The sequence below is a fragment of the Tepidimonas sp. genome, from assembly GCF_046292505.1.
Classification (GTDB): Bacteria; Pseudomonadota; Gammaproteobacteria; order Burkholderiales; family Burkholderiaceae_C; genus Tepidimonas.
Genome location: NZ_JBKBQX010000005.1, coordinates 109,195 through 122,895 on the forward strand (window position 1 = coordinate 109,195; position 13,701 = coordinate 122,895).

The 13,701-nt window shown below is 69.2% G+C and carries 13 protein-coding genes; 2 read left to right on the forward strand and 11 right to left on the reverse strand.

Annotation, left to right across the window (positions count from 1 at the left end):
* Positions 1-61 precede the first annotated feature (61 nt).
* Entirely contained in the window at positions 62-1,189 is a 1,128-nt protein-coding gene (locus ACK4TH_RS04300; protein ID WP_409623177.1) for an acyl-CoA dehydrogenase family protein, read from the reverse strand.
* A gap of 149 nt (positions 1,190-1,338) precedes the next feature.
* On the opposite strand from ACK4TH_RS04300, the gene ACK4TH_RS04305 reads away from it, so the two are divergent.
* Positions 1,339-1,896, forward strand: a complete 558-nt coding sequence (locus ACK4TH_RS04305; RefSeq protein ID WP_068606955.1) for a Uma2 family endonuclease — start codon at positions 1,339-1,341, stop codon at positions 1,894-1,896.
* Between the two features lie 26 nt (positions 1,897-1,922).
* Here the strand turns inward: ACK4TH_RS04305 and ACK4TH_RS04310 are convergent, their stop codons facing one another.
* The 5 genes from ACK4TH_RS04310 to ACK4TH_RS04330 form a co-directional block, all read right to left on the reverse strand.
* The gene (locus tag ACK4TH_RS04310; RefSeq protein ID WP_409623181.1) at positions 1,923-3,110 is read right to left on the reverse strand and encodes an acetyl-CoA C-acyltransferase; all 1,188 of its coding nucleotides are present in this window, start codon (positions 3,108-3,110) and stop codon (positions 1,923-1,925) included.
* Positions 3,107-4,996: a bifunctional isocitrate dehydrogenase kinase/phosphatase gene (aceK, locus tag ACK4TH_RS04315; RefSeq protein WP_409623184.1), complete on the reverse strand. Its 1,890-nt coding sequence runs from the start codon at positions 4,994-4,996 to the stop codon at positions 3,107-3,109. The genes ACK4TH_RS04310 and aceK overlap by 4 nt, the downstream gene beginning before the upstream one ends.
* 34 nt (positions 4,997-5,030) lie before the next feature.
* Positions 5,031-5,693 (reverse strand): carbonate dehydratase, encoded by a 663-nt coding sequence (gene can / locus ACK4TH_RS04320; protein WP_409623187.1) that lies wholly within the window; start codon positions 5,691-5,693, stop codon positions 5,031-5,033.
* Positions 5,693-6,874, reverse strand: a complete 1,182-nt coding sequence (locus tag ACK4TH_RS04325) for an isovaleryl-CoA dehydrogenase (RefSeq protein WP_409623190.1) — start codon at positions 6,872-6,874, stop codon at positions 5,693-5,695. The genes can and ACK4TH_RS04325 overlap by 1 nt, the downstream gene beginning before the upstream one ends.
* Positions 6,875-7,043: 169 nt before the next feature.
* Positions 7,044-7,466 (reverse strand): MerR family transcriptional regulator, encoded by a 423-nt coding sequence (locus ACK4TH_RS04330; protein ID WP_409623193.1) that lies wholly within the window; start codon positions 7,464-7,466, stop codon positions 7,044-7,046.
* Between the two features lie 185 nt (positions 7,467-7,651).
* On the opposite strand from ACK4TH_RS04330, the gene ACK4TH_RS04335 reads away from it, so the two are divergent.
* Positions 7,652-8,596 (forward strand): prenyltransferase, encoded by a 945-nt coding sequence (locus ACK4TH_RS04335; RefSeq protein WP_409623196.1) that lies wholly within the window; start codon positions 7,652-7,654, stop codon positions 8,594-8,596.
* A gap of 39 nt (positions 8,597-8,635) precedes the next feature.
* Here ACK4TH_RS04335 and ACK4TH_RS04340 read toward each other — a convergent pair whose 3' ends face one another.
* From ACK4TH_RS04340 to glyQ, 5 genes are read right to left on the reverse strand one after another with little or no spacing between them, the layout of a single operon-like run.
* Entirely contained in the window at positions 8,636-9,247 is a 612-nt protein-coding gene (locus tag ACK4TH_RS04340) for a M48 family metallopeptidase (protein WP_409623199.1), read from the reverse strand.
* Positions 9,248-9,257: 10 nt separating this feature from the next.
* Positions 9,258-10,019 (reverse strand): lysophospholipid acyltransferase family protein, encoded by a 762-nt coding sequence (locus ACK4TH_RS04345; protein WP_409623202.1) that lies wholly within the window; start codon positions 10,017-10,019, stop codon positions 9,258-9,260.
* On the reverse strand, positions 10,016-10,633 hold the full coding sequence (gene gmhB, locus ACK4TH_RS04350) for a D-glycero-beta-D-manno-heptose 1,7-bisphosphate 7-phosphatase (RefSeq protein ID WP_409623205.1): 618 nt from the start codon (positions 10,631-10,633) through the stop codon (positions 10,016-10,018). The genes ACK4TH_RS04345 and gmhB overlap by 4 nt, the downstream gene beginning before the upstream one ends.
* Positions 10,634-10,645: 12 nt before the next feature.
* Positions 10,646-12,772, reverse strand: a complete 2,127-nt coding sequence (gene glyS, locus ACK4TH_RS04355) for a glycine--tRNA ligase subunit beta (RefSeq protein ID WP_409623208.1) — start codon at positions 12,770-12,772, stop codon at positions 10,646-10,648.
* Positions 12,769-13,689 (reverse strand): glycine--tRNA ligase subunit alpha, encoded by a 921-nt coding sequence (gene glyQ, locus ACK4TH_RS04360; RefSeq protein ID WP_409623211.1) that lies wholly within the window; start codon positions 13,687-13,689, stop codon positions 12,769-12,771. Before glyQ ends, glyS begins: the two co-directional genes overlap by 4 nt.
* Positions 13,690-13,701: the final 12 nt, after the last annotated feature.

Genomic DNA, 13,701 nt, shown 5'->3' on the forward strand with positions numbered 1-13,701 from the left:
TGGCCGCGCCGGCCGCCTTCGTCGAGGCAGCGGCGTTGGCCCCCACCCTGCCCTGCGCGCGTCAGAGCGCGCGCTGGATCAGGATCTTCTGCACGTCGCTGGTGCCCTCGTAGATCTGGCACACGCGCACGTCGCGCCAGATGCGCTCGACGGGGAAATCGCGCACGTAGCCGTAGCCGCCCAGCGTCTGGATCGCCACCGAGCAGACCCACTCGGCTGTTTCGCTCGCGATCAGCTTGGCCATCGCCGCTTCCTTCAGGCACGGCTGGCCGGCGTCGCGCAGCGCCGCGGCGTGCCAGGTGAGCTGGCGCGCCGCCTCCAGCCGCGCCGCCGCCTCGGCCAGGCGAAAGCCCACCGCCTGGTGCTCGAAGATCGGCTTGCCGAAGCTCTCGCGCTGCTTGGCGTAGTCGATCGCCACCTCCAGCGCGCTGCGCGCCATGCCGACGCTCTGCGCGGCGATGCCGATGCGCCCGCCTTCCAGCGCCGACAGCGCGATCCGGTAGCCCTCGCCCTCCTCGCCGATGCGGTTGTCCGCCGGGATGCGGCAGCCGTCGAAGCGGATCTGCGCGGTGTCGCTGGAGTGCTGGCCGACCTTGTCCTCCAGCCGCTCGACGATGTAGCCGGGCGTGTCGGTTGGCACCAGGAAGGCGCTCATGCCGCGCTTGCCGGCGGCCTTGTCGGTGACGGCGATGACGATGGCGACCTGCCCGTTCTTGCCGCTGGTGATGAACTGCTTGACGCCGTCGAGCACGTAGCCATCGCCGTCGCGCCGCGCGGTGGTGCGCAGCGCCGCGGCGTCCGAACCCGCGTGCGGCTCGGTCAGGCAAAACGCCCCCAGCATCTCGCCGCGCGCCAGCGGCGTGAGCCAGCGGCGCTTCTGCGCCTCGCTGCCGTAGCGCAGCAGGATCGCGCACACCGGGCAGTTGTTGACGCTGATGGCGGTGCTGGTGCCGCCGTCGCCGGCGGCGATCTCCTCCAGCACCAGCGCCAGGCTCAGGTAATCCAAGCCCGCGCCGCCGTATTCCGCCGGCACGCACACGCCGTAGCAGCCCAGCTCCGCCAGCCCGCGGTGCGCCTCGCGCGGGAAGGTGTGCTCCAGATCCCAGCGCGCGGCATGGGGCCAAAGCTGCTCGCGGGCATAGGCGCGCACCGCGTCGCGAATCATGTGTTGGTCGTCGGTCAACAGCATCGTTGGATGTCCTCGTCTCGATCAAAGGCCTATCCCTGCGGGCGGATGCGCAAGGGGGCCATCGTCGGCAGCGGTGCCGTGGGCTGGCACCCGCCTTGCCGATCCACTACGATAGGCTTTCTATCCGTCCCCCGCCCGAAGGAGCCCCCATGGGTCGAGCCGCCTCCGCCCGCCAGAGCCTCGAGGAATACCTGCGTTGGGAAAGTACGCAGACGGTGCGTCACGATTTCTGGCGCGGCGAGGTGTATGCGATGACGGGCGGCTCGCTGCGACACAACCGCGCCACGCTGGCCACGGCGATGACGCTGCAGCGGCATCTGCAGGATACGCCTTGCCAGGTGTTCGTCAGCGACGTGCGGGTGGCGGTGGACGCGGCGCAGCACTGGTTCTACCCCGATGTGGTCGTCACCTGCGACCCGCAGGATCTGGACGACCCGGACGCCACGGCGCTGCGCGCACCCGTCCTGGTGCTGGAGGTGCTGTCGCCCTCGACGGCAGCCTACGACCGCGGGGAGAAGTTCCTTAGCCTGCAGCGCCTGCCCAGCGTGCGCGAGTACGCGCTGCTCGACCCCGCGCGCCTGCGGCTGGAGGTGTTCCGCCGCAACGCCGAGGGGCGCTTCGAGCACCACGTCGTCGAGGGGGTGCAGGCCGAAGCGGAACTGACCAGCATCGGCTGGCGCGGCCCGCTGTCGGCCCTGCTGGGCTGAGCCTCGGCGCCGCGCCGCCGCGCGCATCAGAGCATCTCCAGCGCGATCGCGGTGCCTTCGCCGCCACCGATGCACAGCGTCGCCACGCCGCGCTTGAGGCCGCGGGCCTTCAACGCATACATCAGCGTCACCATGATGCGCGCGCCGCTGGCGCCGATCGGGTGCCCCAGCGCGCAGGCCCCGCCGTGCACGTTGACGATGTCGTGAGAGACGCCCAGCTCGGCCATCAGCGCCATCGGCACCACGGCAAACGCCTCGTTGACCTCCCACAATTGCACATCGGCCACCTGCCAGCCGGTCTTGGCGAGCAGCTTGCGCGTGGCACCCACCGGCGCGGTGGTGAACCAGTTGGGCTCCTGCGCGTGGGTGGCGTGGCCGACGATGCGCGCCAGCGGCGTGCAGCCGAGCCGCTCGGCGGTGGAGGCGCGCATCAGCACCAGGGCCGCCGCGCCGTCGTTGATCGAGGAGCTGGACGCCGCCGTGATGGTGCCGTCCTTCTTGAACGCGGGCTTGAGTTGCGGGATTTTGTCGAGTTTGATCTTGCCCGGGCCCTCGTCGCTGGCCACGACCCGCTCTCCGGCGCGCTCCTTGACGGTGACGGGGGTGATCTCGGCCGCGAAGCTGCCGTCGGCCACGGCTTTCTGGGCGCGCGTCACCGAGGCGGTGGCAAACGCATCCTGCTGCTCGCGGGTGAACTGGTACTTGGCGGCGCAGTCCTCACCGAAGGTGCCCATGCTGCGGCCGGGCTCGTAGGCATCCTCCAGGCCGTCGAGCATCATGTGGTCGAAGACGCGGTCGTGCCCCATGCGGTAGCCGCCGCGGCCTTTGAGCAGCAGGTACGGCGCGTTGGTCATGCTTTCCATACCGCCGGCGACCATGACGTCCGCCGTGCCCGCCGCCAGCATGTCGTGGGCAAACATTGCCGCGCGCATGCCCGAGCCGCACATCTTGGACAGCGTCACGGCGCCCGCGCTCTTGGGCAGGCCGGCCTTGAGCGCCGCCTGCCGCGCCGGGGCCTGCCCCTGGCCGGCCATCAGGCAGTTGCCCATCAACACCTCGTCCACCGCATCGGGCTGGATGCCCGCGCGCTCCACGGCGGCGCGGATGGCGGCCGCACCCAGGTCGTGTGCGGCCAGCGCGGAAAAGTCGCCCTGGAAGCTGCCCATGGGGGTGCGCGCGGCACCGACGATGACGATCGGATCGGCTTGGCTCATGCTGTGACTCCTGTCGAATGGGGGGTGGTGGTGGCGGCCGGCGCATTCGCGGCCTCGGCCGTGGGGGAAAGGGGCACGGCGCGCTGTGCGCAGAAACGCCGCTCGCGCTCGTAGGGGAAGACGTCGTGGACGTGGCCGGCCAGGATGCGCTCCTTGTGGCCCTGCCAGAAGGCCACATCCAGCAGGTCGCCGTGGTGGCGCATGAAAATGTCGCGCACCAGCGGGTTGCCCAGCAGGAAGGGGCCAAAGGTCTCGGGGAAGACGTCGTGCGGCCCCACCGAATACCAGACCTCGCCGCTCATCTCGTCGTCCTCGTCGCGCGGCGGCGGCACGCGGCGGAAGTTGCAGTCGGTGATGTACTCGATCTCGTCGTAGTCGTAGAACACCACCTTGCCGTGGCGCGTGATGCCAAAGTTCTTCCACAGCATGTCGCCGGGGAAGATGTTGGCCGCCACCAGGTCCTTGATCGCGTTGCCGTACTCGATGACGGCATGCTCGAGCTGCTGGCGGGCCGTCGCATTGCCCGGGTCCTTGCTCAAGGTGTCGAAGCACTCCTGCAGGTAGATGTTGAGCGGGATCATGCGCCGCTCGATATAGACGTGCTTGAGGAAGACCTCGATATTGCCGTCGCCGTTGCGGTCGCCGATTTCGATCTGACTGGGCGCGAACTTCTGGATTTCCTCGATCAGCTCGTCGGTGAACCGCTCGCGGGGGAAGCCCACACCGCTGAACTCCAGCGTATCGGCCATGCGACCGACGCGGTCATGCTGCTTGACGAGCTGGTATTTGCCGCGGATCTGCTCGCGCGTCGTGTCCTTTTGCGGCGGAAAGTGGTCCTTGATGACCTTGAACACGAACGGAAAGCTCGGCAGGTCGAACACCAGCATGACCATGCCCTTGATGCCGGGGGCGATGCGGAACTGGTCGGTGCTGTGCCGCAGGTGGTAGAGAAAGTCGCGGTAGAACAGCGTTTTGCCCTGCTTGGCCAGACCCAGCGCGTTGTAGAACTCCGCGCGGGGCTTGCGCGGCATCATGCTGCGCAGGAACTGCACATAGGCGCTGGGTACCTCCATGTCCACCATGAAGTACGCCCGCGCGAAGCTGAAGATCATCAGCAGGTCGTCCTCGCCGTGCAGCAGCGCGTCAATAACGAGCCGCCCGGTGCCCCCGTGCAGGATGGGCAGGGCGAACGGCACCTCCTGAAAGCCGTTGATCAGCTTGCCCACCGCGTACGCCCCTTTGTTGCGGTAGAACAGGCTGTCCAGTACCTGGATCTGGAAATTGGCCCGCAGGCGACCATGATCGAACAGCGGCAGCAGCGCCGCCAGCACGTCGGCCACGTCGCGGGAGAGGTCCTCGAACGGGACGCGCAGGCCAAAGTCCTCGATCAAGCGGGTCAGGGTCGCGGGCAGCTCGTCGATCGACTTGGGGTAGTAGCAGCGGTAGGTGGTGTGCGATTTGGGGTCCTCCGGCTCGATGTACTCGGTGCTGATGGCCGGCCGCACGAAGATGAAGTCGTTCTGGAAATAGCTGCGGTGCAGGATCTTGGTCGTGACCGAGTTGAAGAAGGTTTCGGCCAGCTCCGGCTGGCGGTGGTCGACCAGCATGCCGATGTAGAGCAGCTTGACCTGCTGCCACACCTCCATCGGCTGCTGCGAGGCGTGGAACTCCCGCTCCAGGCGCGTGACGCACTCCTTGACGCGCAGGTCGTAAAACTCGATGCGCTCGCGCTGTGCCCGTTGCTGGCCGACCCAGTCCGCGGTCTCGAAGCGGTGCTTGGCGCGCGCCGACTCGGTGCGAAAGAGCCGGTAGTGGCGGTTGAAGCCATCGATCATCGCGCGGGCGATGTCGTAGGCGAGCGAGGAGTCGAGTCGGCTCGGCAGCATGCGGTCTTTCCCTACGGCGGTGGACACCACTCCATCATGACAGAACGCGTCCGTGGCGCTGCGCGACGCCCGCACAGGCGGCCCGATGGGCCGCTTCCACGTCATCGGCCCCGCACATGGACACGCGCAAGTCCTGCAGCAGGCCGTCCTGGAGGCCGTACACCCAGCCGTGCAGCATGACGGGCTGGCCGCGCGCCCAGGCGTCCTGGATGACCGTGGACTGCGCCACGTGCCGCACCTGTTCGATGACGTTGAGCTCGCACAACACGTCCAGCCGGCGCTCGGGGGGGACCGCCTGCAGCAAGCGCTGGTGGCGGTCCGCCACGTCGCGCACATGGCGCAGCCAGTTGTCGGCCAGGCCGACGCGAATGCCCTCCAGCACCGCCTGCACCCCGCCGCAACCGTAGTGGCCGACCACCATCACATGCTCCACATGCAGCATGTCCACCGCGTACTGGATGGTGGACAGGCAGTTCAGGTCGGTGGGCACCACCACGTTGGCCACGTTGCGGTGCACGAAGACCTCGCCCGGCTCCAGTCCGGTGATCTGGTTGGCCGGCACGCGGCTGTCGGAGCAGCCGATCCACATGTAGCGCGGCGACTGCTGGCGCGCCAGCCCCGAGAAGAACCCCGGGCGCTCGGCCTCCATCCGCGACGCCCAGTCGCGGTTGTGGGCCAGCAGGTGGCGCAAGGGCATTACATCGTCTCCGCAAACAGCTCGCGGCCAATCAGCATGCGCCGGATCTCGCTGGTGCCGGCGCCGATCTCGTACAGCTTGGCGTCGCGCCACAGACGGCCCAACGGATACTCGTTGATGTAGCCGTTGCCGCCGAAGATCTGGATGCCGTCGCCGGCCATCTTGGTCGCCTGCTCGGCACACCACAGAATGACGCTGGCGCAGTCCTTGCGCACCTGGCGCACGTGTGCCGCGCCCAGCCGGTCCAGGTTCTTGCCGACGGTGTAGAGGAAGGAGCGCGCCGCCTGCAGCGTGGTGTACATGTCGGCGACCTTGCCCTGGATGAGTTGGAATTCGCCGATGCTCTGGCCGAACTGCTTGCGATCGTGGATGTAGGGGATGACGTTGTCCATCACCGCCTGCATGATGCCCACGGGGCCGGCGGCCAGCACGGCGCGCTCGTAGTCCAGCCCGCTCATCAGCACCTTGACGCCGTTGTTGAGGCCGCCGAGGATATTCTCCGCCGGCACTTCGACGTTTTGGAACACCAGCTCGCCGGTGTGGCTGCCGCGCATGCCCAGCTTGTCCAACTTTTGCGCGATGGAAAAGCCCTTCATGCCCTTTTCGATCAGGAAGGCGGTGATGCCGCGCGCGCCCAGCTCGGGCTCGGTCTTGGCATAGACCACCAGCGTGTCGGCGTCGGGGCCATTGGTGATCCACATTTTGCTACCGTTGAGCAGGTAGTAGCCGCCCTTGTCCTCGGCGCGCAGCTTCATGCTCACCACGTCGGAGCCGGCGCCGGGCTCGCTCATCGCCAGCGCGCCGACATGCTCGCCGGAAATCAGCTTGGGCAGGTATCGGCGCTTTTGCGCCTCGGTCCCGTTGCGGCGGATTTGGTTGACGCACAGGTTGGAGTGCGCGCCGTAGGACAGGCCCACCGAGGCGCTGGCGCGGCTGATCTCCTCCATGGCGATCATGTGCGCCAGGTAGCCCATGGCCGCACCGCCGTACGCCTCCTCCACGGTGATGCCGAGCACGCCCAGCTCGCCCATCTTGCGCCACAGGTCCATCGGGAACTGGTCGGTGCGGTCGATTTCCGCGGCCCGCGGGGCGATTTCGGCCTGGGCAAAGGCGCGCACCGCGTCGCGCAGGGCATCGATGTCGTCACCGAGCTGGAAATCGAGGCCGGGCAAGTGGGTCATGGGTCGTCTCCTGGAGTGGGATCGGGGTGAAATGGCGGTCAATAGGTCTTGGGTACCGGCACCAGCGTCTGCTGCATGACCGCGCAGGGACTGCGCGCGCCGCCGGGGCCCCATGCACCAGCTCCGCCGTGGTGGCGAACGCATTGATTGACGTTTACGTAAACGTCAATTATGCCGCTTTTTCGGGCGAACTCACCCCGTCGCCCAGGCGGGCCAGCAAGGTGCGCGCTTCCTTCTCGTGCACCTTGATCTCGTCCAGCGTGGCCTGCAAGTCGGCCATCTGCTCCTCGATCTGGCGCCGGTGGGCGGCCAGCACCTGCAAAAACTTGCGCAACTGCGGCCCCGTGTCGCGGGGGCTGTCGTACATGTCGATCAGGTCCTTGGCCTCGGACAGGCTCAGGCCCAGGCGCTTGGCGCGCAGCACCAGCTTCAGGCGCGTGCGGTCGCGCGCGGAATAGACCCGGCTGCGCCCGCCCGGCCCTTCCCGGCGCGGGCTGAGCAACCCCATGTCTTCGTAGAAGCGGATGGCACGCGTGGTCAGGTCGAATTCGCGGGCCAGATCGCTGATGGTGTAGGTGGTGCTGCTCGCCATGGCGGGTGACGGTGAACGGCGGCGCGCCGAGGCGCGGACCGCCAGATTTGACGTTGACGTAAACGTCAATGCAGGCGCGATCTTACGGCAGAGTGCGCTCGGGGGACAGGGGGGGGCGGGCCTGCGGCACACCGAAAAACAGAGGGAATGAGGCAACACGCCGCGGCTTGGCTATAGTGATACCGATGTCGGTATCCCCCCACACCCCTTTGAGCCTGTCCGCGGCGTGGCGACTGAGTCGCCCGGGTTTTCTCTGGGTGACCGTGGCCGGCGTGGCGCTGGGCCTGGCGATGGCAGCGGCCTGTGGCTGCGGATTCGACCCGCTGCGGGCGGGCGTGACGCTGGCACTGGCGGCGATGGCCCACGCGGCGGCCAACGTGTGGAACGACTACCACGATGCGCTGAGCGGGGCGGACGCCCTCAACCCGGCGCCGCTGTCGCCGTTCACGGGGGGCTCGCGCGTGATCCCCGATGGGGCGGCATCGCCCACCCACGCGCGGCGCCTGGCCCTGGGGCTGACGGGGTTGGTGGTGCTGGGCGGGCTGTGGCTGGCCCTGACGGCAGGCGGCGGGCTGATCGCCATTGGACTGGGCGGCCTGCTGCTCGGTTGGGCCTATTCGGCACCGCCGCTGCGGCTGATGGCGCGCGGCGCCGGCGAGCTGACGGTGGCGCTGGCGTGGTGGCTGGTCGTCCTGGGTGCGTATTACACCCAGCGCGGACAGTGGCTGATCGTGCCCATGGTGTCGGCCATCCCCTTTGCGCTGCTGGTGGCGGCCATTTTGCTGGTCAACGGCCTGCCCGATGCGCCGTGGGACGCCCAGGTGGGCAAGCGCACGCTCGCGGTGCGCCTGGGCCCGGTGGGCGTGGCGACGCTCTACACGGCGCTGGTGGTGCTGGCCCACGGGGCCTTGGCGGCCGCAGTGCTGGGCGTGATCGCGCCGGATCGGGCGTGGTGGGGGCTGGCCTCGCTGCCGCTGTCGCTGGCGGCGGCAGCCCTGTTGTGGCGGCATGTGGCCACCGGCCGGCCCGTGGCCATGCTGCGGCCAGTGATTGGGCTGACGATCGGCGCGGCGCTGGTGCATGCGCTGGCGCTCGCGAGCGCCTTCGCGGCCATCGCCCGCTCGCTCTGAAGCCGCGCGCAAGCCTGTCCGGTGCCGCGCCGGGGCCGATCAACCGAGGGCGTAGCGCCGCAGGGCCGCGCGTCGCTCGGCGTAGTCGGGCAGCACCGCGGCGACCAGGGCCCAGAAGGCGGGGCCGTGGTGCATCTCGCGCAGGTGCGCCAGCTCGTGCACCACGACGTAATCGAGCAGCTCCACCGGCAGGCAGACCAGCCGCCAGTTGAGCGACACGGTGCCCCGCGTGCTGGCGCTGCCCCAGCGCGTGCGCGCCGACGACACCCGCAGCGCCGCCGGACACACGGCCAGCAGCGGGGCAAAGTGGGCCACGCGCGCGGCAAACAGCGCGCGCGCCTGGGCGCGCAGAGCGGGGGTCGGCTCGGGCCAGGCTGGGCGAGGCCGGTTGGCCTGGCGCTGCAGATGGGCCAGCACCCAGTCCGCCTTGTGGTGCAGAAAGCCTTCGATATCGGGCCATGTGGCCCAGCGCGGGGCGCGCACACTCAAGCCGTGGGGGCCGACCGACAGGCCGATGGTCCGCCGCGCACTGCGCCGGAATTCGTAGGCGATGCGCACCCCGTGCAGTTCGACCTCGCGGTTGGCGCGCGGATGCGCCCACCCGGGCAGGGTCGCCGGCGGTTGCGGTGGAACACCGGGCGGCAGCAACACCCGACAGCCCTCAGGCGGTCAGCGCCGCCTGGCGCTCGTCGCGGTAGGCCTCGGGGTCGAGCCGGCGCATCTCGGACTCGATCCAGTCCTCGACCTCGCGCATCAGCGCTTCGGGGTCGCGGCCCTCGCTCGGAATGGGCCGGCCGATGGAGAACACCACCGTGCCCGGCCGTTTGACGATGGCCCGGCGCGGCCAGCAACGGCCCGACGTCACGGCGATGGGGATCACGGGCGCGCCGGTCTGCACCGCCAGGCGGGTGCCACCCGTCTTGTACTGGCCACGGGCACCGCGGGCAACGCGGGTGCCCTCGGGAAACATGATCACCCAGGTGCCGCGCGCCAGCAGCCGGCGCCCCTGCTCCACGACCTTGTGGAAGGCCTGCGCCCGTTTGGCGCGGTCGATGTGCACCATGTCCAGCCGGCCCAGCGCCCAGCCGAAGAAGGGCACATAGAGCAGCTCGCGCTTGAAGACGAAGGCCAGCGGATGGGGCATGAGCACCGGCAGGCAAAACGTCTCCCACGTCGATTGGTGTTTGGCCAGCAGGATGGCGGGGGCGGTCTCGCCGACGGGCAGATTCTCCCAGCCGATGACCTCATTGCGGATGCCGAGCATCCAGCGCGCGGCCCAGACCTGCAGCCGCACCCAGCCCACGCAAAACCAGTACAGCCGGTTGGCCGAGACGAACGGGGACATGACGACCGCGGCCGTGGCCCACGGCACGACCGTCACGCCCATGAACAGCAGATGGAGCCAGGAACGCAACGCATTCATGGGCGCGCTCCGACCCCCCCGGTGGGCACGTCCGCCGCCCGGGCCTGCGGCGTATGGCGGGCGATGAGGGCGTCGGCGAAGGCCAGCAGGTCGTCGTGGATGGTGACGCCCTCGGGCAGACCAACCGGGCGGGTGCCATCGCGGTGCACGGCCGACTGGCCGGTCAGCACCAGATGGGTATCGCAACCCGCGGCCACCCCCGCGCAGGCATCGCGCACCGAGTCGCCCACGGCCACCAATTGGGACGGTGGGATACCGTAGCGAGCGGCGATCTGCAAAAACAGCCCCGGAGCGGGCTTGCGGCAGTCGCAGGCGTCCTCCGGCGCGTGGGGGCAGAAAAACACGGCGTCGATGCGCCCACCCACCCCGGCCAGCGCCTTGTGCATGCGGGCGTGCACCGCGTTGAGGGTGTCCACGTCGAACAACCCGCGCCCCAGCCCCGACTGGTTGGAGGCGACCACCACGCGCCAGCCGGCCTCGTTCAGACGCGCGACCGCCTCCAGCGCGCCGGGCAGCGGCTCCCAATCGTCCGGGCCGTGCAGAAAGTCTTCCGGATCCCGGTTGAGGGTACCGTCGCGATCGATGACGACCAGCCGCAGCTCACGCACCGCCATGGTCGGTCGCCTTCAGGCCGCCAGACGCGACAGGTCGGCCACACGGTTCATGGCCTGGTGCAACACCGCCAGCAGCCCCAGCCGGTTGGCACGCAGGGCGGCATCGTCGGCGTTGACCATCACCCCGTCGAAGAAGGCATCCACCGGGGCTTTGAGCGCCGCCAGACGTTGCAAGCTGGCGGTGTAGTCGCCCGCGGCATAGGCCGCGTCGGCGGCCGGCTGCACGGCCTGCAAGGCCTGGTGCAGGGCCTGTTCGGCCGGCTCCACCAGCCGGGCCGGGTCCACCTGGGGCTGCACGGCCGCCTCGGCCTTGCGCAGGATGTTGGTGACGCGCTTGTTGGCGGCGGCCAGCGCCGGCGCCTCGGGCAGCGCGGCAAAGGCGCGCACCGCAGCCAGCCGGCGCGGCACCTCGCGCAGTTGCGCGGGGCGCAGCGCCAGCACGGCGTCCACCTCCTGCGCGCTGTAGCCCTGCTCGCGCAGGTTCACGGCCAGACGGTCGTAGAAAAACGCCGTCAGCGCCTCGCGCGGATCGCGGATGCGGTCGCCAAACACCGGCACGGCCGCGTCGATGAGGGCGGGCAGATCCAGCGGCAGGTCGCGCTCGATGAGCATGCGCACCACCCCCAGCGCATGGCGGCGCAGAGCGTAGGGGTCCTTGTCGCCCGTGGGCAGGCTGCCGATGCCAAACAGCCCGACCAGCGTTTCCAGCTTGTCGGCCAGGGCCACGCACAGGCCGACGGGATTGCGCGGCAGGTCGTCGCCGGCAAAGCGCGGCTTGTAGTGGTCCTCGATGGCCTCGGCGACCGCGTCGTCCAGCCCGTCGTGCCGAGCGTAGTAGGCCCCCATGATGCCTTGCAGCTCGGGGAACTCGCCCACCATGTCGGTCAGCAGATCGGCCTTGGCCAGCAGGGCCGCCAGATCGGCCTGACGCACCAGGGTGTCGTCGCCCAGGCGCGCGGCGATGGAGCGCGCGATCGCACCCACGCGCTCGACCCGCTCGCCCTGGGTGCCCAACTGGTTGTGGTAGACCACCTTGGCCAGCCCCAGCACCCGTGACTCCAGCGGGCGCTTGCGGTCCTGGTCGTAAAAAAACTTGGCGTCGGCCAGCCGCGGACGCACCACACGTTCGTTGCCGGCGATGACGGCGCTGGGGTCCTGCGGCGTGATGTTGCTCACCACCAGAAAGCGGTTGGTCAACCGCCCCTGTGCATCGAGCAGCGGGAAGTACTTCTGGTTGGCCTTCATCGTCAGGATCAGGCACTCCTGAGGCACTTCCAGAAAGGCCTCCTCGAACTGGCAGACCAGCACATTCGGGCGCTCGACCAGCGCGGTCACTTCGTCCAACAGCGCGTCGTCCTCGATGGGCCGGCAGCCCCCGCCCACGCGGGCGGCAGCCTGTGCGAGCTGGCGCTGGATCTCGGCGCGGCGCTCGGCAAAGCTGGCGATGACGGCGCCGTCGCGCGCCAAGGTCTCGGCATAGGCGTCGGCGTGCGGCAGCTCGATGGGGTCGCGCGCCGCCTCGAAGCGGTGACCGTGGGTGTGGCGCCCGGCGGTCAGCCCCAGGACCTGCACCGGCACCACCCGATCCCCGTGCAGGGCGACCAGACCGTGCGCAGGGCGCACGAAGTGCACGCTGCTCCAACCGTCGGCCAATTGGTAGGTCATGACCTTGGGGATGGGCAGGCGGCGCAGCGCCTCGTCCAGCGCCTTCTGCAGCCCGACGTCCAAGGTCACCCCGGCCACCACGCTGTCCCAGAACAGCGCCTCGGCCTTGCCGTCGGGTTGGCGGCGCAGCCGGGCGGTCACCGCCACGGGGTCGGTCGTGTCCACACCCAGGCTGGTCAGTTTTTTGAGCAGGGCGGGCGTCGGCTGGCCCTGCGCGTCCAGGCCCACGGCCACGGGCATGAGCTTGAGCTGCACCGCGCGGTCGTCGGCCTTGGCGCGCACGCCACTCAGGTGCGCGGCCAGCCGGCGCGGGCTGGCGTAGGGGGTCAGCACGGCGTCGGCATCGACCAGGCCCTGGTCGCGCAACTGGTCGGTCAGCGCGCGGCCAAAGGCCTCGCCCAGCGTCTTGAGCGCCTTGGGCGGCAGCTCTTCGACGAACAGCTCCACCAGCAGGTTTGCGGTCCGGGTCGTCATGCAGCCCCCTTTTTCTCGAGCTGACCGAGCACATCGTCGGCCCAGGCGCGCGGCGCCATCGGAAAGCCCAGCCGCGCGCGGCTGTCCAGGTAGCTCTGGGCGACGCTGCGGGCCAGGTTGCGGATGCGGCCGATGTAAGCGGCGCGCTCGGTCACGCTGATCGCGCCGCGCGCGTCCAGCAGGTTGAAGGTGTGCGCGGCCTTGAGCACCTGCTCATAGGCCGGCAGGGCCAGTTGCTGTTCCATCAGGTGCTTGGCCTGCCGCTCGTGCGCGGCAAAGGCGGTGAACAGAAAGTCCGGGTCCGAGTGCTCGAAGTTGTAGGTGGATTGCTCCACCTCGTTTTGGTGGAACACGTCGCCGTAGGTCAGGCCGGGCGCATAGGTCAGGTCGTAGACGTTTTCCACGCCCTGCAGGTACATGGCCAGCCGCTCCAGGCCGTAGGTGATCTCGCCGGTGATGGGCTTGCAGTCGATGCCGCCGACCTGCTGGAAGTAGGTGAACTGCGTCACCTCCATGCCGTTGAGCCAGACCTCCCAGCCCAGACCCCAGGCACCCAGCGTGGGGTTCTCCCAGTCATCCTCGACGAAGCGGATGTCGTTCTTTTTCAGATCGAAACCCAGCGCCTCGAGCGAGCCCAGGTACAACTCCAGGATGTTGCTGGGTGCCGGCTTGAGCACCACCTGATACTGGTAGTAGTGCTGCAGACGGTTGGGGTTCTCGCCGTAGCGGCCGTCCTTGGGTCGGCGGCTGGGCTGCACATAGGCGGCTTTCCACGGCTCCGGGCCGATGGCGCGCAAAAAAGTCGCGGTGTGGCTGGTGCCCGCCCCCACCTCCATGTCGTACGGCTGCAGCAGCGCGCAGCCCTGGGCGTCCCAGTACGACTGGAGCTTCAGGATGATCTGTTGGAAGGTCAGCATAAGCGCCCGATT